This is a genomic window from Paenibacillus sp. FSL E2-0177, from assembly GCF_037992975.1.
Lineage (GTDB): Bacteria > Bacillota > Bacilli > Paenibacillales > Paenibacillaceae > Paenibacillus_AQ > Paenibacillus_AQ odorifer.
The window spans coordinates 2,902,265-2,923,364 of the sequence record NZ_CP150307.1; the positions used below are offsets into that span (position 1 = coordinate 2,902,265).

Genomic DNA, 21,100 nt, shown 5'->3' on the forward strand with positions numbered 1-21,100 from the left:
TATGACACTGGCATTAAATCAAATTGAAGTAAAAAACATAACTGGCGTGAGTGCTCAAAAGCAAAGCGAGCTTCACGCCTTTGGCGTCTTTACAGTAAAGGATTTATTAGAGTATTATCCGTTCCGCTACGAGGATTATCGGCCCCGCTCGCTTAGCGAGACTAAACACGGGGATAAAGTGACCGTTGAGGCAAAAGTGATCGGTATCCCTGTGCTGCAGCGCTTTGGCGGCAAGTCACGTCTCAGCTGTAAGATGGTTGCAGAGCCCTGGATGTTCACAGCAACCTGGTTTAACCGCCATTACGTAAGAGAGCAACTCACTGTGGGACGGGAAATTGTGCTGACCGGAAAATGGGATCAGAAGCGCAATCAGATTACAGTGACTGATTATGAATTTCCGGATCGTGGTGAAGGGAAGACGGGAACACTGCAGCCAGTCTATTCAGTAGGTGGTAAGATCACGCAGTCATGGATCAGGAAGGTTATTAATCAGGGACTTCAGCAGTATGGGGATCTGATTCCAGAAATTTTACCGCATTCTATTATGAGGGAATATGACTTCATGCCGCGTAAACGGGCCATTGCCACTATTCATAGGCCTGAGGACACTCGTGAAGGGCAGCAGGGGCGCCGTAGGATGGTGTATGAGGAACTATTCCTGTTCCAGTTGAAGATGCAAGCGTTCAGGGTTCTGAACCGCGGGCGGATGGATGGGGTAGTCCACACAGTGGATAACGCGACGGTACGCCAGTTCGTACGCAGTCTGCCCTTTGAGCTTACAGATGCGCAGAAACGTGTAGAGCTGGAGATTTTACATGATCTGCGTTCACCATATTGCATGAATCGTCTGCTACAAGGAGATGTTGGCTCAGGTAAAACAGTGCTTGCGGCAGTGGCGCTTTTTGCTACGGTAAGATCTGGTTTTCAGGGTGCACTTATGGTGCCTACAGAGATTTTGGCAGAGCAGCATATGCGTTCACTTACCAGAATGTTTGAGCCGTTTGGGATTACTGTAGGACTCCTTACGGGCAGTGTGACTGGCCGAAAACGTAAAGAATTATTGGCCTCGTTGCAAATGGGGATGCTTGATATCGTGGTAGGAACACATGCTTTGATTCAGGAGGATGTATTTTTCCGTGATCTGGGTCTTGTAGTAACTGACGAGCAGCATCGTTTTGGTGTGAATCAGCGTGGTGTATTGCGGCGTAAAGGATATAATCCGGATGTACTGACGATGACGGCGACGCCTATTCCTCGTACGCTTGCTATCTCTGTTTTTGGAGATATGGATGTATCCACTTTATCTGAGAGGCCGAAAGGCCGGGTGCCAATAACTAGCTATTGGGTAAAGCATGATCTCATGGATCGTGTGCTGAATCTGATTAAGCGTGAAATTGATCTCGGTCGTCAAGCTTATCTGATCTGTCCGCTTATTGAAGAGTCCGAGAAGCTGGATGTGCAGAATGCTATTGATTTGCATATTCAGATGAGCCAAGCTTTCCCTAGCTATAAAGTTGGGCTTTTACATGGTAAAATGACTCCCGCTGAAAAAGATGAAGTGATGCGGGCGTTTTATAACAATGAGCTACAGCTGCTTGTGTCCACTACGGTGGTGGAGGTGGGTGTAGACGTTCCTAATGCTACATTGATGATCATTATGGATGCGGATCGTTTTGGCCTGTCACAGCTGCACCAGCTGCGTGGACGGGTAGGAAGAGGGCAGCATGCCTCTTTTTGTGTGTTGGTAGCTGATCCAAAATCTGAAATTGGACGTGAGCGAATGACTGCCATGACCGATACGGATGACGGATTTGAGATTTCCCGAAGGGATTTGGAGCTGCGTGGTCCGGGGGACTTTTTTGGGACAAAGCAGAGTGGATTGCCGGAGTTTCGGCTGGCAGATATGACGGCTGACTTTGAAATTCTCGAGCAGGCGCGGGATGATGTTGCTGAGCTGCTTAAGGATGAAGCCTTTTGGACATCACCTGAATATGCATCTCTTCGGCATTATTTACAGAGTGAACAAATCTTCCAAGGAGAATTAATTGACTAACTAGGCACATGTAGCACCGAAGGCTCATATACTGTGAAAGATTGGATATGACGGGAGGTGCTACACTTGGGTTATCAACAATTCGGAATTAGCCCTCAGTTGGTGGATCGCATCAAGCTGAAGATGAAAAACTCGACTGTGAAGGATCGTATCAAAAGTATGATTGAGGGCATCTCGAAACAGGAGCTGCAGGATCCTGCGGTTGTTCGCAGATTGGTACGAAAAGCGTCAGGTGTATTGAACGAGAAATTGACCTCGACACAGGAAGAACAAATTGTGAAGTTTATCATCGCGCAGAAAATCGATCCGAACAACACCTTTCATTTGATCCGCTTGTGGGGAATGTTCCGTTAAGTAGCGTATTAAATGAAAAGTAGGGGTTGTCCATAGATGTTTTTTTCATCGTATGTGACAGTCTGCAAGCAGCGATCCTCCTATTACTGGAGGATCGCTGCTTTGCGTTTTTGGTCGCAGTTACGGCAAGCTGCAATACGTTTCTATTCTGGACAACCGATGCCACCGAATCGTGGTCATTCGTCGTCCGGTACCGTTGAATGATGTTCATCCATCGTTTGATGCCACCGAATCATGGTCAACCTTCGTCAGATGCCACTGAATCATAGTCAACAGTTGTCCAATACCGTAGAAATATGATCATTCGCTATCCAATCCCGCCGAATCATGTTCATCCACTGTCCGATCCCGCCAAATCAAGTTCATCCGCAAGTCGATCCCGCCGAATCATGTTCATCCACCGTCTGTTCCCGCCGAATCATGATCATCCGCTGTGGCATTCGGACTCCAATGACGTTATTTACAAATATATCGCCTTTGGAGCAAGGTTTCGGACTCCAGTGCAGTTATTCATAAGAAATAGACTCGTAGTTGGTGTTTTTTGTGCCAATTGGAGCTATGCGGTCCGATAGCATTCAAAATTCAGGATAATTCCGCGTATAAGGTCCGCTGTGTCCGATGCCACCGAATTCCATTCATCTGCCGTGGGGTACCGCTGAATTATGTTTATCCATCGTCTGATGCTACCGATTCATGTTCATATATAGTCTGATGCTACCGTATCAACTTCATCTGCTGTCGGGTACCACCGAATCTTGTTCATCCGCAAGTCGATCCCGCCGAATCATGATCATCCGCTGTGGCATTCAGACTCCAATGACGTTATTCGCAAATATATCGCCTTTGGAGCAAGGATTCGGACCCCAGTGCAGTTGTTCATAAGAAATAGGCTTGTAGTTGGCGTTTTTGGTGCCAATAGGGGCTATGCGGTCCGATAGCATCCAAAATTCAGGATAATTCCGCGTATAAGGTCCGCTGTGTCCGATGCCACCGAATTTCATTCATCTGCCGTGGGGTACCGCTGAATTATGTTTATCCATCGTCTGATGCTACCGAATCAAGTTCATCTGCTGTCGGGTACCACCGAATCTTGTTCATCCGCAAGTCGCTACCGCCGAATCATGATCATCCGCTGTGGCTTTCGGACTCCATGGACCTCTGTCAAGAAAGTGGACAGTCACGCAACAGACATTCTAGTCAATTGCTCAGCAAAACGAACTGGAGAAAGATACCCCAGCGCGCCATGCATTCGCTTGCGGTTATAGTAAAACTCAATATATTGAAAAAGTGTCTGGTAGGCTTGCTCCTTAGTTTTGAATCGTGGATTACAATAAATGAGCTCCTTTTTCAAAATGCTGTGCCACGACTCGATACAGGCGTTATCATAACAGTTACCTCTGCGGCTCATGCTGGACTCCATGCCATAAGCCTTCAACTGCTTCGTGTATTCATGAGAAGTATATTGAGAACCTCTATCGGAGTGATGTAATAGACCCTTTTCCGGTTGTTTAGCTTCGTAAGCATCTTGTAAAGCGCCCGAAATCAAGCTAGTTTCCATATGGTTCTCCAAACGCCACCCCACGATTTCGCGCGTGCAAAGGTCCATCACACTAGCCAGGTACAACCGCCCTCCCCGGCAAGGAATGTACGTAATGTCGGTAACCCATACTGAATTGGGTTTGCGTATTTTAAATTGCTGGTTCAGCGTATTCGGGGCAATCGGATGGTCATGATTGGAGTCGGTGGTCTGTACCCGATACGTTTTGGAGACAATGGAGCGAAGCTTCATATGTCGCATGTACACACTCACCGTGCGTTCGGTAACGGTATAACCTTCTTGATGTAACAGGCGGGTGATCTTCGGACTCCCATACCGCTTTTGATGGTCTGTAAAATGATACTGAATTCGCTTCATTATCGCAGCCTTACGAAGCATATGCGTACTGGTTTTTTCTGTCCGCCACTTGTAGTACCCGCTCCGTGACACATGTAGGGTCATGCACATCTTCTCCAAGAGAAACTCGGAGCGATGTTTTTCAATAAACTGGAATCTCAGTTCCTTGGTTTGCTGAAGATGTGCACTGCTTTTTTTACGATCGCTAATTCCTCTTCCACATCGGCAATCTTGTTATCTTTTTCTTGAAGTTGACGGCTCATTTCTTTCAACTGTGCCTCGAGTTCCCGTACTCGATCCACGCTAGCTGCCGGTTCATTCTTTAGTTCTCGATACTGGCTCATCCATTGATGCAGGGTACTTTTTGGGATGTTGAGCTCTTCCGCCAAGTCGCCCACTGTCTTTGTTTGCTCTTGAATGAACTGCACTGTCTGTTTTTTAAATTCTTCGTTATACCGTTGTCGATGTTCTCCCATGTGAACACACCTCCGTGGACTCATTATCGCCAGTCTGTTAACTACTGTCCACTTTTTATTCTAGCTTCACCAATAACGTTATTCACAAATATATCGCCTTTGGAGCGAGGTTTCGGACCCCAGTGCAGTTATTCATAAGAAATAAGCTCATAGTTGGCGTTTTTTGTGCCAATAGGAGCTATGGGGTCCGATAGCATCCAAAATTCAGGATTATTTCGCGTATAAGGTCTCCTATGTCCGATAGCTGCCTCAATCGCGCAAACATGTTAGATTAAGCGAAGTTTGAGGCCTCACACAAGGAGTTTGAGGCCTCGATCAAGAAGTTTTGGGTCTCAAACAAAAAAAAGGAGTCTTCGCTCAAGAAATTAGGTCTCGCTCAGAAAAATTGGTTGCGATCAAAGGCTAAATTCAAAAAGAAGGGAGCGCTCCAGCCATTTTGATGGCTTAAGGGCGCTCCCTTCTTTTTATTCGTGTAAGCGTGTTTGTCTATGATCTTTAGTGGCTGATCTAAACACAATTTGGCTCTCTGAATCACACTGTAGAACGAGTGCCCGAAGATGCTCTTCTTCCATTCTGTTCGTCAGACAAAACAACGTGCTAACCTCTCCATCTTGCCCTGAACCTTCAGCAATCGCAGCTTCTCGGTTTAGGGAGGTTGCGATTGCTTGCTGAATGTCCAAACATCGGCTGCTGGTAATCCAAGCAGTGCGGGAGTGGGATAATCCCCGTAGTGAGATACGAACACCTTCGAAAGCCAGCAGGTAGGCAATAATAGAATACATTGCTTGCTCCCAACCGAACAATGTACCTGCAAAAAGCAGAATTGCACAGTTCAGGATCATAATAACGACTTCCGTTGATTTTGGAGGTCCGCCGCTCAGCAGAGAATACCCCTGGTCACTGGCTTGTTTATTTACACCGCCGAATCTCACAGATATTCCGATACCTACTCCAAGACAGATGCCTCCTGCCATTGCGGCAGGTAAAGGATCGCTAATCACAGCAGGAAAACGATGCAGCGCAAGAGACGCGATGGTTAGGCAGGTTAATCCCAAAACAGTGTAAAGAGCAAAGCGGAGATTTACTTGCTTTCGCGACATAAATATAAAGGGCAGATTGAATAGAAATAGAAACAATCCAAGCTGCATTTCAGTAGTATGAGCGAATAATGCGGATAAACCTGTAATCCCGCCGACAACAAGGCCATGTGGCATTAAAAATAATTCCAATCCTACAGCAGCAAGCAATGCGCCGGCAATGACTGTGAGAACTCGGAAGGTAGAGCTTCTTTGTAGCTGTTGACGTTGATTTATTTTGTTCTGCATAGTTTTTCCTCCTTCAACAGGGGAAACGACCTTACTTATTTTCAGTGGCTATGGCAGATTTTTTGGATATTCGTGCATCATGTCGTTTCTCAAAGTTGAATACTTTATCCATTATTTTATAAATCTATTTAGATTCCTTCGTCAGACAATGTCCAAGGACAACATGGATCAGCACGTAAATGTCTGCGAATGGCTGCAAATGGTTGCAAATCTCTGCGAAAGGCTGTAAATGGCTGAAAATGGCCGCAAATAGCTGCAAATAGCTGTAAAGGGCCGCGAATGGTTGCGAATGTCTGCAAATGGTTGCAAATAGCTGCGAACGGCTGCAAATGGCTGCAAATAGTGAAGACTAGCCAGCACTCCGCTTTCTTTACCCAAATTGGCTAAAACAATTTAAAGTTTATCCCGTGAGACTATAGGCATCCAATGATAGATGAAGCATGAAGGCTGTGACCAACGCTATGTCCGGCCAGTAAGCCTGCAACGAAGTTGCGCCAATCAGTATAACGATAACTGCTGCAAGGGAGTACCAGAGCGCCTCACCGCCTAAGGTGGGTGGATGTACCTCAGTCTCTAGCTGAAGAAGAAGATGGCACCTAAGAAATAACGAAATAGGATCACGAGCTTTTCAATTCGTCTAACATGTTCGGTTTCAGCGAGGACAAGTCCACTAGTAGTGCGCCAATAACTTCTGTCTGCTAGATGAATGGTGTCGGTGAATCCAGCAATCAAGAATAGTACTGCGAATATTACTAATGTACACCGGAACGGATATCCAGAACATGGTTCAGCCAAGATACTTGCTTTCTTCCAGTGGATGATGAGCAATGCGAGCATGTATACCCACCGTGAAATCCGCATCTCTATAATTCATGATACATAAGATTTTTATCAATTGAAGTTCTAAATTCCCTTCAGCCGACATTCATTTAGGGCAGAGGTGAACTTCGTTAGTGGAGTAAAATTAGAAAATGAGACGTAAATTTTAACAGGTACAGCCGTAGTCGAAGCAGGAATTTATAAATCACTGGACGGAACAGTAAAGAAAGTACAGGGAGTATTGCAACGACCGCAAGTGACTTCGTTCCCCACTGTTCAGTTATTTTGATGGCTCCTACCTGAGGGGTTATTTGAGGTGCAATCCTTACGGGAGGTGTAAACTTTCGCTCGTAGCGTTCAATTTCGGATGTCGTTGATTCTTGCTCCGTAGTGAATATTCCTCCAGACCAGGCAGGTGGAAAAGAAAACATCATTCCCAGAATTAGGACGATACGAAGAAACCAATGTAGTGATAAACGCGCTATATATTGCACCGAAATAACACCTCCCAACTGTATGTGGTATAAAAAGCATACCATACCTTTTCCTTTGAATCCAAATTGTTTTGTGAAAAAAATTCATATATAGATGATGAAAACATGAAACCGAACGGGAAAAATGACGTATTTCGCAGCATAGATAACTTTTATTATCTAGTTTCAGTCAGGAGGGATAAATTTGAGCGAATGGCAGGATTTTAACGGTTTTGATGAGCGCAGCTTTTTCGGAAGTTTCATTCATGAGATGCCACTGTTTTTTAAATTATTTGCTTTGCTTTTTCTTGGCCTTTTCGTTTTTATAATTGTTAAATCAGTGAGAATCTGGATGTCCAATAACGCAAGTCCTTTGATAAAAGCAAACTGCACAGCGGTCACCAAACGAACCGAGGTATGGGGTGGATCCGGTGAATCGAGAGCAAATACTAGTTATTACGTTACGTTTGAGTTTGCCGATGGCTCTCGTTTAGAGTTGCAGGTAAGAGATCAGGATTTTAGCCTGATTGTAGAAGGTGACCGAGGCGAACTCCTGTATCAAGGGACTAGGTTTAAAAGCTTCAATCGCGATTTGAAGAAAGAACATCTAAATTTCTAAAAAAGTACATACCATTCAAGAATCACCATGCCTGTTTTGGGTAAAACTCATATGAGAGGTTTTACCAGATCTCAATTCTGGAAGGAGGCTATGGTCTTGAATTCAAATAATTCACAATCGCAAGGGCTGGTACCCTTCCATACACTGGGCGAGGAAGAAGTGCTGAATAGGCTGGAAACTCGGAAAGAGGGTTTATCTTCCGATGAAGCGGCTAAACTTCTGGAGCGATATGGGAAGAATGTACTGCAAGAAGCGAAGACTAAATCGCTATTAGAAAAGTTTATCGAACAATTTAAAAATGTAATGATCTTTATTTTGCTAGTAGCAGCTGTATTGTCAGGAGTTTTGGGGGAATGGACGGATACGATTATTATTTTGCTTGTAGTCATTCTGAACGCGGTGCTTGGAGTTATTCAGGAAAATAAGGCGGAGCAGGCACTCGATGCGCTTAAAAGCATGTCCTCTCCTCATGCCAGAGTAAGACGTTCCGGTCAGGTTACTGAGATAAAAAGTGAAGACCTCGTACCCGGGGATATCGTATTACTGGAAGCTGGAAATGTAGTTCCGGCGGATATAAGACTTTTGGAAGCCGCATCGTTAAAGACGGAGGAAGCCGCGCTTACAGGAGAATCATTGCCATCAGAAAAGCGGGCCGGTGTGCTTGAAGGTAGCGACATTGTAATCGGTGACCGCACCAATATGGCTTATATGAGCAGCAGTGTTACTTATGGCCGGGCGGTTGGTGTCGTTACAACAACAGGAATGCAGACGGAGGTCGGTAGAATTGCCGGTTATATCTCGGAGGAAGATAATGATGTAACACCGCTGCAAAAAAAGCTGGATGAACTAGGGAAATATTTCACCTTTATTATTCTTGGCGTTTGCGTGATTATCTTTGCCGTTGGGATCTTCGAGGGAAGAGAGCTAATGGATATGCTACTCACCTCGATCTCACTTGCGGTAGCGGCTATCCCGGAAGGGCTGCCAGCAATTGTTACGATCATTCTCGCGCTTGGTGTGCAGCGAATGGCGGGACGAAAAGCGATCATTCGCAAGCTTCCTGCCGTGGAGACACTCGGAAGTACAGAGATTATATGCTCCGATAAGACAGGTACTTTAACATTAAATAAAATGACTGTCGAAAAAGTACATGTCAACGGAAAGACCACTGATTCCAGTGCAGGACTTGAAGGGATTCCTGGTGGTGAGTTATTGCTTCAAGCTATGACGCTTTGTAATGACTCCAGCATTGACGAAGGAAAGACTCCTAGTGAAACTGAAGCAAAAGCTGGAAACAAGGATCCCCAAACCAAGAGCGGAAAAGCAATCATCGGCGATCCGACGGAGACCGCGTTAGTCGATTATGCGCTTAGTATAGGTACTGACAAAAGGGAGCTTGAAAAGAAATATCCACGTAAAAATGAGCTGCCTTTTGACTCTGATCGCAAGCTGATGACAACGATTCATGAGGTAGAAGATGGTCGATATCGTGTGCTGACAAAGGGTGCACCAGATGTACTTTTGTCCAAATGCAGCCATATTTATGTGGATGGAGAAATTGTACCTCTACAAGACGAACATAAGCGGAATATCATGGAGAGTAATAAAATGCTCGCAAATGACGCACTTCGAGTGTTGGCGTTTGCTTTCCGAGATGAGGAGCAGCTGCCGACCGATCTCTCACCAGATACCACGGAGATAGAGTTAGTATTTATTGGTTTGGTTGGTATGATAGACCCGCCGCGTGAGGAAGTACGGGATGCGGTAGCCATCTGCCGTAAAGCGGGAATAAGACCTGTAATGATTACAGGGGATCATCGTGATACAGCAGCGGCTATTGCCAAAAGATTAGGGATTATTGAAGATGAATCAGGTGTATTAACGGGCAGTGAGCTGGATAAATTCAGCGAAGAGGAATTTGCGGAGAAGGTTACCGATTATTCGGTTTATGCACGCGTCTCTCCTGAACACAAGGTGCGTATCGTTAAGGCTTGGCGGCAAAAAGGAAAAATTGTGGCGATGACCGGAGATGGTGTAAATGATGCTCCTGCACTTAAATCATCCGACATCGGTGTGGGCATGGGGATAACCGGAACGGATGTTGCCAAGGGTGTATCAGATATGGTGCTTGCCGACGATAACTTTACGACTATAGTTGTTGCCGTTGAAGAAGGACGGAAAGTTTACAGCAATATCCGCAAAGCAATCCAGTTCCTTCTCTCCGCTAACCTTGGGGAAGTGCTGACATTATTTATTGCCACTATGATTGGTTGGCGTATTCTAGAGCCGATCCATATCCTGTGGATTAATCTCGTTACGGATACTTTACCTGCACTTGCCCTAGGGCTTGAGAAAGCCGGTGAGGATGTAATGGCGAAGAAGCCGCGTAAAGCAAGCAGTAGCATTTTTGCTGGCGGCGTTGGGATCGGGATAATATATCAAGGGATTATAGAAGCGGCACTTACGTTATTCGTGTACCAATGGGCGCATACGCATTACAATGAAGGTATTGCGGTTACAATGGCCTTTGCCACATTAGGATTACTGCAAATTGCCCATGCTTTTAACGTCAGATCCAATAAAAAATCGCTATTCCAGATCGGTTGGTTCAGCAATCGGTATATGTTATGGGCGTCGCTGATCTCTATACTAATGCTTGTGCTTGTGATCATCATCCCGGGCTTAAACGACTGGTTTGGTGTCTCACATTTAAGTGGATTACAGTGGGGAATAGTATGTGCGGCAGCTGTAGCGATTATTGTCATAGTAGAACTTGTAAAGCTGTTTGTCCGGATAAGCGGAAGGGGCAAGAGCTGGGATTAAGAATTTGGTTAAGAGTTGTAGTCAAAAAGCCTGAATCCCTTCAATAGGGATTCAGGCTTTTTGAATGATTTCTTTTAAAGTAAGGGAAGCTTATAAAACACGTTGCATGTGGAGGATTACATTACTCCAATAACCTGAGTCGAGGTCACTGATCTGAACTCCGGGTTCACCCCAAGTGTGGATAAACTTTCCGTCTCCAATGTAAATACCGACATGACCAGGTATAGCATCACTTTCAAATCGGCCGGGAACGGTAAAAAAGATAAGATCTCCTACATCCAGTTCGCTTCGACTTACACGAGTACCTAAATTATCTTGATCTTTAGCTAAACGAGGTAAGCTGACACCGAATTTTTTGAATACATGCCTTGTAAAAGAAGAGCAATCAAATTTTTTGGTTTCTTCATAAGATCCAGCGCCAAAGTCGTAGGGTACACCTAAGAAATTTTTGGCAAAAGCGACTAACTCCTTTTTATCCGCTTCAGAAATACTTTGAATGCGTAAAGATTTAGATTCACTCGTGGATTCGACCGTCGATAATTTTTCGATAGTCTTACGTTCGGACGGTGTAGCAATGTTTATCTCACCCGACTGGGGATTCCAGCCTACTTCTGTTTGCAGAAATTTGGACAAGGCTAAAGGGGTGATATAGATTTGCCCTTCTTGTCGTCTAGGGGCTTGTGGCAGTGTGATTTTTTCCCCAAGTGAGAATACCTGTGGTGAGCCAGGGCGCAGCATATACATAACATCGCTATAACCGATTTTAGTGTATCCATCACTTGAACCATCATCTTTCATCCGATATCCGAGCGAAGTAACCGCAGGCTTAAGTGGAATCCAGTACTTTCCCTGAGCGTCAGTAATTGCAGATTGTTCATAATAACTGGAGGCATTTGTTCCATCAGGAGTTAGCGCGTTAACCTTAGGTTTTTGCGATTGAGATGAATAACCGCAGGATGAACTCGTTAAAGCGACAGCAAGCAATACAGTAGCGGTGGTTAGTAGTCTTTTGTGATTATTAGCCATTTAACACGCTCCATCTTCAAACTGTAAATTAAGTTTGTGCAGGGCGATTTTTTTTATGTAAAAGAAACGAAGGCAATCGTTGTAAGAGACAACCAAGCATTACCTGTTTTGATGTCATATATTCTTCAGAATTTGAAATCTATGGAAATATGATAAGTGATTGACGGATAAACAACCTCCATATAATATAGGTTTAATAGATTTCTATCATTAATGTGAGGTACGTGTAAGCTTATGCTTTAATGCTTTTATCGATAAAAGTGATAATGCTGAGTCGCTCACCTTGATGTATGCGTTAATAAACTAATGAAATGGGGTACTTTGATGAAAAAGAGAAACATTTTGGCGGGATTAAGCTTATGCTTCATGCTCGTAGCAGCTGGTTGTGGTAACAATAACACTGCGGGAAACGCAGGAAATGCAGCGAATTCCGGTAATTCCCCTACGAATGCAGGAGCAGCAGATTCAAAAACGTACAAAATTGCGATCTCGCAATATGTGGAGCACCCCTCACTTGATGCTACACGTGAAGGAATTCTCGCTGCTTTGAAGGATGCAGGAATCGTTGAAGGTGAGAACCTGAAGGTTGACCTTGAGAATGCTCAGGCTGATCAAGCGAATAACTTGTCCATTGCTCAAAAGATTGCCGCTGACTCTAATGATTTGGTATTGGCAATTGCAACGCCTTCCGCTCAATCAATTGTTCAAGCACTCAGCAAAGCAAGTAAGGATACACCGATTTTATTCGCAGCCGTAACTGACCCACTCGACGCGAAGATTGTCACGGATCTGGAGCATCCAGGTGGCAATGTATCAGGGGTATCGGACACCAATCCCGAAGCGATTAACAGATTAATGCAATTTATAGCTACCCAATTTCCTAACGTGAAAAAGCTGGGCATCGTTATTAATGAAGGTGAACCAAATGCAGTAATTATGGCTGAGATTGCTAAAAAAGAGTTGGATAAACATGGAATCGAGCTAGTGAAGGCTGCCATCACGAATACCTCTGAAGTCAAACAAGCTGCAGAATCACTTGTGGGTCGTGTAGATGCATTCTACATTACTTTGGATAACACAGTCGTAAGTGCAGTGGATACCATTATTCAAACAGCTAATGACAAGAAAATTCCCTTCTTCTCCAGTGACCGTGATACGGTTGAAAAGGGAGCTTTCGCCACCGTTGGTTTTAAATATTTCGATCATGGCTATCAAGTGGGTCAAATGGCCGTGGATATTTTGAAAAATGGTAAAAAGCCAGCTGATATGAAAGTAACCATGCAAGAAAAACTCGATCTCATTCTTAACCTGAAATCTGCAGCAGCGCAAGGGATAGAAGTGACTGATGCAATGAAGGCAGAAGTTGCCGATCAAGCTAACAATATTATTCAATAAGCCATTATATAGGGGCGATTTCGTGAGAACGCCCCTTTCCGCTCGAAGGAGGAAGTCATCTATGTTAAATTCGATGCTCGGGGCCGTTGAAATGGGACTGCTTTACGCATTTATGGCTTTAGGTGTATACATTACCTTTCGTATTCTTGATTTCCCTGATTTGACTGTAGATGGGAGCTTTACCACTGGTGGTGCCATTGCCGCTGTTATGATTACTAACGGTTATGCACCATGGCTTGCTACCCTGGCCGCTATTGCTGGTGGAACGCTGGCAGGAATGTGTACGGGCCTATTACATACGAAAGGCAAGATTAATGGACTGTTATCCGGGATTTTGATGATGATTGCACTCTATTCCATTAATCTGCGGATATTTGGTGGCAAACCGAACTGGTCTTTAATGGGCGACACTACCTTGTTCACTTCCATTGATCCTCTGCTCGTTCTGCCGTTTGTAGTTATTTTTGTGAAAATAGTAATGGATTTATTCCTGCGTACAGATCTTGGACTTGCGCTGCGGGCTACTGGAGATAATGCAAGAATGATCCGCAGTCTGGGTGTAAACACGGATAATACCACTATTCTTGGTGTCAGTTTATCCAATGGAATGGTGGCGCTCTCGGGGGCGCTAATCACTCAGTATTCTACTTTTGCGGATTCCTCTATGGGTATTGGGATGATTGTAATCGGGTTAGCTTCGGTGATCATCGGTGAAGCCATATTCGGTGCTAAAAATGTATTTCGGGCCACATTGGCTGTTGTGCTCGGATCCATAGTTTACCGGATCGTAGTTGCACTTGCCTTGCGGGTACCGTGGCTGAAAGCTTCGGATCTTAAGCTGATCACAGCAATTATCGTTATTTTCGCTCTTGTATTCCCGTCGATTCAGCGTTTCCTGAAGCAGAAGAATATGGCGCGGAGGCGTTCCGTTGAATTAGCTGAGCAGGCTCTAAGCAGCAAGAGAGGAGGCACCATCGATGCTTAAACTGGAGAACGTATCTAAGCTGTTCAATCCCGGAACACCGGATGAGAAAATAGCGCTGCTCGGCATTGACTTGGAGCTTCTTCCCGGTGATTTTGTCACCATCATTGGAAGTAATGGAGCTGGTAAATCTACGTTGATGAACATTATTTCCGGTGTCATGAAGCCGGATCTGGGTACAGCCAGCATTGAGGGAAATTCAATCAGCCATTTGGCGGAATTTCAACGGAGTCGTTGGATTGGCCGTGTCTTTCAGGACCCAATGGCGGGTACGGCTCCACATATGACGATTGAAGAAAATTTAGCTATGGCTTATAAAAGAGGCAAAAGCAGAGGGTTAACCTTTGGCGTAAATAAAGCTAAAAGAGCTTTGTTTCGCAATGAGCTAAGCCGTCTGGGGATTGGGCTGGAGGATCGCCTGCGGGCAAAAGTAGGGTTGTTGTCAGGTGGAGAGAGACAAGCGCTAAGTCTGCTAATGGCGACCTTTACTCAACCGCAAATTTTACTTTTAGATGAACATACAGCAGCCCTTGACCCTTCTCGTGCGGAGCTGATTACTAAACTTACAGAGTCCATTGTCCGTGAGATGAAGTTAACCACCCTAATGGTTACTCATAACATGGAACAGGCCATTCGTCTTGGCAATCGTCTGATCATGATGGATAAGGGCCGTATTATTTTGGATATCGATGAGGAACGTAAAAAAGATCTTACTGTAGAACGGCTGCTCGGAGAATTCGAGACAATCAGCGGACATAAATTGGCAGATGACCGAATGATGCTTGGCTAGTCAGTTGTAGCTGTGAAGGTAGCTCAATATAAGGGCTTGAAGTGAAGTCTGATTCTGGATTTCATTTCGAGCCCTTTTTTACATAGGAATTTTTTCGCCGAGCCATTATACTATCCTTATCTTTCAGTTCACGTAAATTTACCCAAATGGAACATTATGGTTTATAATGGAATTATAGTGATAATAAATGAAAATTATCATATTTAGGGAGCGGAGAATGCAGATGATTTGGAAAAATGTTAGCGCTTACAGAAGTTCGGGCATTTTCAACAAAATGATACTGATAATTTCCTTTTTGCTTCTACTTTCCTTTTTATTCTCTTTGACCGTTTTACAATATGTGTATCGTATCTATGACAAGCAAATTTATGAAAAGGCTTCTGAGGTACTGGGGATGTCCTCCATTAGCATCGAAAATGCCTTAAGAGAATTGGATCAGCTTTCTTTTACAGTGGTGTCTGATGAGCAAATTCAAGAATGCCTGCGCCAATTGCAGAATGATCCACAGCCTTATGAAAGACAAGTTCTACATAACAAGATCATAAACAGGCTGGTTGCTTTTGCAGGGGCAGAGAAATACGTTTATTCCATGATGCTGATGGATACGAGTGGCGGAGTAATGACTGCGGGCAATCGTGAAGGAGTATCACAGGATCTGCAGGATCAGTTAAAGCCGTTAGCTGCGGAAGCTAGCGGGAGTATAGTGTGGTATCCGCAAGGAAACAGAAATTCACTTTTGGCGGTTCGGCAGATTAAATCTTATACAGGGTCAACGTTTACGCTGGATGATCTGGGAACACTCGTGATCCGTATTCGGATCGATCTAATCATTGCGGATAGTACGAGCGATACTGACCAATTAATCGCAGTTGATGCCACGACGGGACAGGCAATCTATCCTGAAGCGCCAATTCTTTTGCCAGAAGAGCTTAAAGAAGAGACAGAACGTCCGGAGCTATATCGCACGGCCAAATATCAAGAAGGTACCTACTTTATAACCAAGACGAAATCATCTTATATAGATTGGATCTACATCAATGCCACTCCATTTAATGAGATGTTCAAACATATTACTTTTGTCAAAAAGCTGGTCGTCATCATATTCGCACTAATCTTATTAATTGGTCTCCTTTTAGGCTACAGGCTTGCTCGCAGTATTGTACGTCCGATCTCTAAGTTGACCAAAAAAATGAAGCAAATCGAGAAAGGCGATCTGGACAATCTGGAGGAACAGTCATTAGGTGTGGTTTCACAGACTGCGCAGGACGAGGTTAGTCAGCTAAACCGGACTTTTAAAATGATGATCCGCAGGATCAGAGAGCTTATTGATGAGAACTATGCGAAGCAGCTGATTATTAGGGAGACTGAGCTAAAAGCTTTGCAGGCACAGATTAATCCGCATTTTTTGTACAATACACTGGAATCAATCAACTGGTTAGCCAAAATGAACAAACAAGCCAAAATCTCAGAAATGGTAGAAGCGCTCGGTTACTTGTTCCGCAGCTCTATTGGTCTAAAGGATCCGCTGATTACACTTGAAAAAGAGATCACTATCGTGCGCAATTATGTCATTATCCAGAAAACACGGTTTGATGAGAGGCTTGATTTCCGGATGGATGTACCTGAACATCTGCATGACGCTTTGATTCCGAAGCTGACCTTGCAGCCTTTAATCGAAAATGCTATCCGCTATGCACTAGAGCCTAATATTGAGCCGTGTACCATTTCTATAACAGTTAGTGAAGAAGAGCAGGGCCTCGATATCAGAGTCAGTGATAATGGACCGGGAATGAGCGCTGAATTTATCAAAGATTTGCAGATGGGAAGAGTTAAGACCCGTGGAGAAGGCATCGGCTTAGCTAACATCGCGGAACGGATTCAAATCGTCTTTGGCCCTGAATGGGGCACTTCCATAGAAAGTGAACCGGGTCAAGGAACAACTATACATGTGCGTATACCTTACTTAAAAGGAGTGCTAGAGAATGTATAAACTGCTGTTGGTGGATGATGAACGCTTGATTCTGGAAGGGATATCGCAGGTTGTGGACTGGGGACGAGCGGGAACAGAGCTTGTAGGCACGGCGTGGAACGGGATTGAGGCTTTGGTGAAAATAGAGGAGCTTAGCCCTGAAATAGTGATTACGGATATTTCTATGCCTGGTTTAGATGGTTTGGGACTGGTGCAAAAATGCAGTGAACGATTTCCAGACGTGAAATTCGTTATGCTGACTGGTTATAAGGATTTTGATTATGCTTGTATTGCTATGCAGAACGGGGTTAAACATTATCTTTTAAAGCCGTGCAATGAGAATCAGATCCATGATGCATTGGTTGAGCTGGTAGCGGAGCTCGATGAACAGAAGAGCCGGGGCGAATTCGTAAATAGCATGAAACAACGTCTTCAGAAGGTATTGCCCCATGTGAAAGAACAATTTTTGAAGGAATGGATCTCTAACAAAACTTATGGAAGTCAGGATCTAGAGTACTATCAGGAATTATTCGGCATTGAACTCAATGACAAAACGGTACGCTTGCTCCTGTTCCGACTAGAAGGTTCTTACGAATATGAGCAATTGTTCGCTCTGCAAAATATTGCCCAGGACGTACTTCAGGAAACACTCCTGAGTGCGACGATAGGCGGTCATTTATTAATATTACTGGAAGACGAAGGAAATACGGTGCAGAATAGCCCCTTGCTTAAACGTATCGCTGAAGTAAGAGAGGTATTCTGCAAGTTTTATAAAATGGATGTGACAATCGCGATTAGTGATGCTGACCTTATGATTCATTCCCGGAGATTGTATCGTCAGACCTTGCAGTGCCTAAACCATCGTTTTTATTTGGAGGCGGGCGGTTTGATTACCGGGAGTGATATCCCAAGTGATGAGCTAAGTGGAAGAAATGATATCGAGCTAGATGAAGAGCATATTTGTCTACTTATAAAAGCAGGCGATCAAAATACGGTGGAGCTGGAATTGGAACGATTATTCAACTTGCTCGCTGATGAACGGTTAGATATTAACGTGACGCGTTCTTATGTTTTACAGTTATATTCCGCTATGATTCGTTTAGCAGTCCCTGATGAAAGAAATAGCTTCACATCGGGCTTGGCGGAGCTTGCCGAAATTAGAACCTTGGGAGGTTTAAAAGCATACGTCAAAGAGGCAGCGGTTCGCTTAACAGCGATGTATGACCGACATTTTAGTTCCCGGCAATCGCTTATTGTAGACAAAATGTTCAAAATTATCGCAGAGGATTACAAGAATGCAGAGCTGTCGCTTAGCTCGGTCGCTGCTGAAATGTTATATATGAATCCCGACTATCTAGGCAAAATATTCAAGAAAATTACCGGAGAGAAATTCTCGAATTATGTAACCAATTACCGGATTGCTAAAGCATCGGAGCATATTTTGAGAAGTGGGGATGTAAGAGTATTTGAGCTGGCTGAAATGTTCGGCTTCGGCGGAAATGCACAATATTTCAGCCAGGTATTTAAAAAAGTAACCGGCCAGACCCCTACAGATTTCATGAAACCCACTCAAGCGAACTGATTATTGAACAAACAAGACGGTTTTTTGTATTCAATAATCATGGAATATTTGAGAAAATTTAACCAATGAAAGCGCTACCTAAAGGGATCAGAGCCTTTACACTATCATAGGAAAAGGGGACATGAAATTGAAAAAGAGATTCGCTTTACTAGCCGTACCATTATTGCTGTCGTCGATGTTAGCTGGTTGTGGAGGTAACAACAATAACAATGCTGCTGCTACGGATTCCGCTACAAATACTCCTTCGGAGACGAAACCTGCGGCCACGACCTCAGCAGAACCAGTAACCCTGCGTATCGCATGGTGGGGTGGAGATACAAGACATTCTTATACACAACAAGTTATTGATATGTATGAAGCCAAATATCCGAATGTAACCATTGAGCCTGAATATGCATCCTTTGATGATTACTGGAAAAAGCTTGCTCCGCAAGCTGCTGCAAATAGACTTCCTGATATCGTTCAAATGGATATTTCCTATATTAATCAATATGGATCTAACGGACAGCTCGAAGATTTGAAACCTTATTTGAACTCTCAGATTCAAGTCGGCGATGTGAATGAGAACGTGCTGAGTACTGGAGTGATCGGTGAGAAGCAATACGGAATTCCGTTAGGGGTTAACGTACTTGGTTTTCAATATGATCCAGAATTGCTGAAAAAGGCAGGTGTTGATTCTATCCCAGAGAACTGGACTTGGGATCAATACAAGGAAATCGCCGCGAAAGCTAAGTCGGCTGGACTGTATATGGACGGTTCCATGGCAGCAGACGTGTTCTTCAACTATTATCTGCGTACAAAAGGGCTGGCACTCTATAACAATGATGGTTCCGCACTTGGTTATGAGGACGATGCGTTGTTCACTGACTTTTTCGGAATGTTGTCTGGTTTGATTAAAGATGGAGCGGTCCCATCACAAGACAAACTGAGCCAAAATAAAGGGGTTATTGAAGAGTCGGATATTGTTAAAGGGACAGGTATCGGTGTATGGCAATGGTCGAACCAATACGTTGCTTTGCAAATCGCTGTAAATCGTCCTATGGAGCTGGCACAAATGCCTGGTCCAGATATGGATAAAGGGCTTTACATGCAGCCAAGTATGTACTGGTCAATTACTTCTAACTCTAAAGTGAAGGAAGAAGCAGCGAAGTTCGTTGATTTCTGGATTAATGATGTGGAAGCTAACAACCTGATCAAAGGCGAACGCGGAGTACCGATTTCAAGCAAAATCAAAGAATCTGTAGCTACACAATTAACTGATTCCGGTAAGCAAGTATTTAAGTTTGTTGCTGACATGGAGCCTACTACTTCACCTATGAGTCCACCGGTAGGATCACCAGAGGTTGTAGCCCTGCTTACAGACCTTGCTGAACAAATGAACTTCGGAAAAATCGATCCAGCAGCAGCAGCAGCACAGTTCCGAAAAGAAGCGAACTCTATTCTCTCCAGCCGTTAATCGTAGGGTAACAGATAACTATACTGCGTCTCACATGGGAAACGGCGTGCCATTTCGCTAGGCGGCATCCCGTTTCCCATATTATTCACATAAAAAGGAGTTGGAGACCCTTGGCATTAACGAATCCCCTACCTTCGAATCCATTGGCTGTTAAGAAAAAGAACCTCACCGGCCGGCGGTTACGAAGCAACCTTACAGGATATGCCTTCATCAGTCCGTTCGTCATTGGCTTCCTTTGCTTCACACTGATCCCGATGATCATTTCGCTGTATCTTTCTTTTACCAAATACAATTTATTCGCTCCACCTAAGTGGATTGGATTTGATAATTACATCAAAATGTTCTCAAATGACCCGAAATATTTGCATTCACTAAAGGTAACGCTGCTTTACGTATTTATCGGTGTGCCTTTACGTCTAACCTTCGCATTATTTGTGGCCATGATTCTAAATACGAAATCACGTATGGTAGGAGCCTATCGGACAACTTATTATTTACCTTCTATTATAGGGGGTAGTGTGGCGGTCTCCATCATGTGGCGTAATATTTTTAGTGATACAGGAATTATTAACGGCATGCTTGGCTTTTTCGGAATTGGACCGGTAAGTTGGTTTGGCAATCCGAATGCTGCGCTTATCATGTTGATAACTCTATCTGTGTGGCAGTTTGGCTCATCCATGTTGATCTTTCTTGCAGGTCTTAAAAATATTCCTGGTGAAATGTATGAGGCAGCTAGTGTGGATGGAGCCGGATTCTTCAGAAAGTTCTTCAAGATTACTATGCCACTCTTAAGTTCAGTGATTCTGTTTAATCTAGTTATGCAGACGATCAGCGCATTCATGACCTTTGTTCCAGCTTATATTATCTCTAAAGGTGAAGGCGGACCTATGGACGGCACTATGTTGTATTCTCTCTATTTATTCCGTCAGGCCTTTATGTTTAATAATATGGGTTATGCTTCGGCTATGGCTTGGGTAATGTTGTTGCTTGTCGGCATCATGACCGGAATCTTGTTCAAGACATCCAAATCGTGGGTCTTCTACGAGTCGGAAGGAGGAAAATAA

General features: G+C 44.1%; 18 protein-coding genes. 11 read left to right on the plus strand and 7 right to left on the minus strand.

Going from position 1 to position 21,100, the window contains the following annotated elements:
• Position 1: 1 nt before the first annotated feature.
• A complete protein-coding gene (recG, locus tag MHI25_RS12900) occupies positions 2 to 2,053 on the plus strand; it encodes an ATP-dependent DNA helicase RecG (protein WP_036686210.1) in 2,052 nt (683 codons plus the stop codon).
• A 66-nt stretch (positions 2,054 to 2,119) separates the two neighbouring features.
• Positions 2,120 to 2,407, plus strand: a complete 288-nt coding sequence (locus tag MHI25_RS12905) for a stage VI sporulation protein F (RefSeq protein WP_036686212.1) — start codon at positions 2,120 to 2,122, stop codon at positions 2,405 to 2,407.
• A 1,177-nt stretch (positions 2,408 to 3,584) separates the two neighbouring features.
• Here the strand turns inward: MHI25_RS12905 and MHI25_RS12910 are convergent.
• From MHI25_RS12910 to MHI25_RS12935, 6 genes are all read right to left on the minus strand, one after another.
• Positions 3,585 to 4,511, minus strand: a complete 927-nt coding sequence (locus MHI25_RS12910) for an IS3 family transposase (RefSeq protein WP_143766422.1) — start codon at positions 4,509 to 4,511, stop codon at positions 3,585 to 3,587.
• Positions 4,460 to 4,777 (minus strand): transposase, encoded by a 318-nt coding sequence (locus MHI25_RS12915; protein ID WP_036683594.1) that lies wholly within the window; start codon positions 4,775 to 4,777, stop codon positions 4,460 to 4,462. Before MHI25_RS12915 ends, MHI25_RS12910 begins: the two co-directional genes overlap by 52 nt.
• 464 nt (positions 4,778 to 5,241) lie before the next feature.
• Complete coding sequence (locus tag MHI25_RS12920) at positions 5,242 to 6,102, minus strand: YitT family protein (RefSeq protein WP_076279779.1); 861 nt, start codon at positions 6,100 to 6,102, stop codon at positions 5,242 to 5,244.
• A 128-nt stretch (positions 6,103 to 6,230) separates the two neighbouring features.
• A complete protein-coding gene (locus tag MHI25_RS12925; protein ID WP_340395506.1) occupies positions 6,231 to 6,401 on the minus strand; it encodes a hypothetical protein in 171 nt (56 codons plus the stop codon).
• A gap of 274 nt (positions 6,402 to 6,675) precedes the next feature.
• A complete protein-coding gene (locus MHI25_RS12930) occupies positions 6,676 to 6,963 on the minus strand; it encodes a hypothetical protein (RefSeq protein ID WP_340395507.1) in 288 nt (95 codons plus the stop codon).
• Positions 6,964 to 7,052: 89 nt separating this feature from the next.
• A complete protein-coding gene (locus MHI25_RS12935) occupies positions 7,053 to 7,415 on the minus strand; it encodes a hypothetical protein (RefSeq protein ID WP_248548088.1) in 363 nt (120 codons plus the stop codon).
• Positions 7,416 to 7,599: 184 nt separating this feature from the next.
• On the opposite strand from MHI25_RS12935, the gene MHI25_RS12940 reads away from it, so the two are divergent.
• The gene (locus tag MHI25_RS12940; RefSeq protein WP_340395508.1) at positions 7,600 to 8,013 is read left to right on the plus strand and encodes a DUF2500 domain-containing protein; all 414 of its coding nucleotides are present in this window, start codon (positions 7,600 to 7,602) and stop codon (positions 8,011 to 8,013) included.
• Between the two features lie 126 nt (positions 8,014 to 8,139).
• Entirely contained in the window at positions 8,140 to 10,836 is a 2,697-nt protein-coding gene (locus MHI25_RS12945) for a calcium-translocating P-type ATPase, SERCA-type (protein WP_218642814.1), read from the plus strand.
• A gap of 90 nt (positions 10,837 to 10,926) precedes the next feature.
• Here MHI25_RS12945 and MHI25_RS12950 read toward each other — a convergent pair whose 3' ends face one another.
• Positions 10,927 to 11,862, minus strand: coding sequence for an NlpC/P60 family protein (locus MHI25_RS12950; RefSeq protein ID WP_076125886.1), 936 nt, complete (start codon positions 11,860 to 11,862; stop codon positions 10,927 to 10,929).
• Between the two features lie 324 nt (positions 11,863 to 12,186).
• Between MHI25_RS12950 and MHI25_RS12955 the strand changes: the two genes are divergently transcribed.
• From MHI25_RS12955 to MHI25_RS12985, 7 genes are all read left to right on the plus strand, one after another.
• Complete coding sequence (locus tag MHI25_RS12955) at positions 12,187 to 13,257, plus strand: ABC transporter substrate-binding protein (RefSeq protein WP_076125887.1); 1,071 nt, start codon at positions 12,187 to 12,189, stop codon at positions 13,255 to 13,257.
• Between the two features lie 61 nt (positions 13,258 to 13,318).
• Positions 13,319 to 14,242 carry an ABC transporter permease gene (locus MHI25_RS12960; RefSeq protein WP_340395509.1) on the plus strand — a complete coding sequence of 308 codons (924 nt, stop codon included), beginning with the start codon at positions 13,319 to 13,321 and terminating at the stop codon, positions 14,240 to 14,242.
• Positions 14,235 to 15,029: an ABC transporter ATP-binding protein gene (locus tag MHI25_RS12965; RefSeq protein ID WP_076125889.1), complete on the plus strand. Its 795-nt coding sequence runs from the start codon at positions 14,235 to 14,237 to the stop codon at positions 15,027 to 15,029. The genes MHI25_RS12960 and MHI25_RS12965 overlap by 8 nt, the downstream gene beginning before the upstream one ends.
• 223 nt (positions 15,030 to 15,252) lie before the next feature.
• Complete coding sequence (locus tag MHI25_RS12970; protein ID WP_076183882.1) at positions 15,253 to 17,019, plus strand: sensor histidine kinase; 1,767 nt, start codon at positions 15,253 to 15,255, stop codon at positions 17,017 to 17,019.
• Entirely contained in the window at positions 17,012 to 18,580 is a 1,569-nt protein-coding gene (locus MHI25_RS12975) for a response regulator (protein ID WP_339282007.1), read from the plus strand. Before MHI25_RS12970 ends, MHI25_RS12975 begins: the two co-directional genes overlap by 8 nt.
• A 127-nt stretch (positions 18,581 to 18,707) precedes the next feature.
• Entirely contained in the window at positions 18,708 to 20,036 is a 1,329-nt protein-coding gene (locus MHI25_RS12980) for an extracellular solute-binding protein (protein ID WP_248548093.1), read from the plus strand.
• Positions 20,037 to 20,179: 143 nt separating this feature from the next.
• A complete protein-coding gene (locus MHI25_RS12985; protein ID WP_076105030.1) occupies positions 20,180 to 21,100 on the plus strand; it encodes a sugar ABC transporter permease in 921 nt (306 codons plus the stop codon).

Excerpts from the sequence above, each read along its gene's own strand:
- MHI25_RS12965 (WP_076125889.1), top strand. The coding sequence starts at position 14,235 with ATGCTTAAACTGGAGAACGTATCTAAGCTGTTCAATCCCGGAACACCG.
- MHI25_RS12970 (WP_076183882.1), top strand. The coding sequence starts at position 15,253 with ATGATTTGGAAAAATGTTAGCGCTTACAGAAGTTCGGGCATTTTCAAC.
- MHI25_RS12950 (WP_076125886.1), bottom strand. The coding sequence starts at position 11,862 with ATGGCTAATAATCACAAAAGACTACTAACCACCGCTACTGTATTGCTT.
- MHI25_RS12915 (WP_036683594.1), bottom strand. The coding sequence starts at position 4,777 with ATGGGAGAACATCGACAACGGTATAACGAAGAATTTAAAAAACAGACA.
- MHI25_RS12960 (WP_340395509.1), top strand. The coding sequence starts at position 13,319 with ATGTTAAATTCGATGCTCGGGGCCGTTGAAATGGGACTGCTTTACGCA.
- recG (WP_036686210.1), top strand. The coding sequence starts at position 2 with ATGACACTGGCATTAAATCAAATTGAAGTAAAAAACATAACTGGCGTG.
- MHI25_RS12955 (WP_076125887.1), top strand. The coding sequence starts at position 12,187 with ATGAAAAAGAGAAACATTTTGGCGGGATTAAGCTTATGCTTCATGCTC.
- MHI25_RS12930 (WP_340395507.1), bottom strand. The coding sequence starts at position 6,963 with ATGCGGATTTCACGGTGGGTATACATGCTCGCATTGCTCATCATCCAC.
- MHI25_RS12920 (WP_076279779.1), bottom strand. The coding sequence starts at position 6,102 with ATGCAGAACAAAATAAATCAACGTCAACAGCTACAAAGAAGCTCTACC.
- MHI25_RS12975 (WP_339282007.1), top strand. The coding sequence starts at position 17,012 with ATGTATAAACTGCTGTTGGTGGATGATGAACGCTTGATTCTGGAAGGG.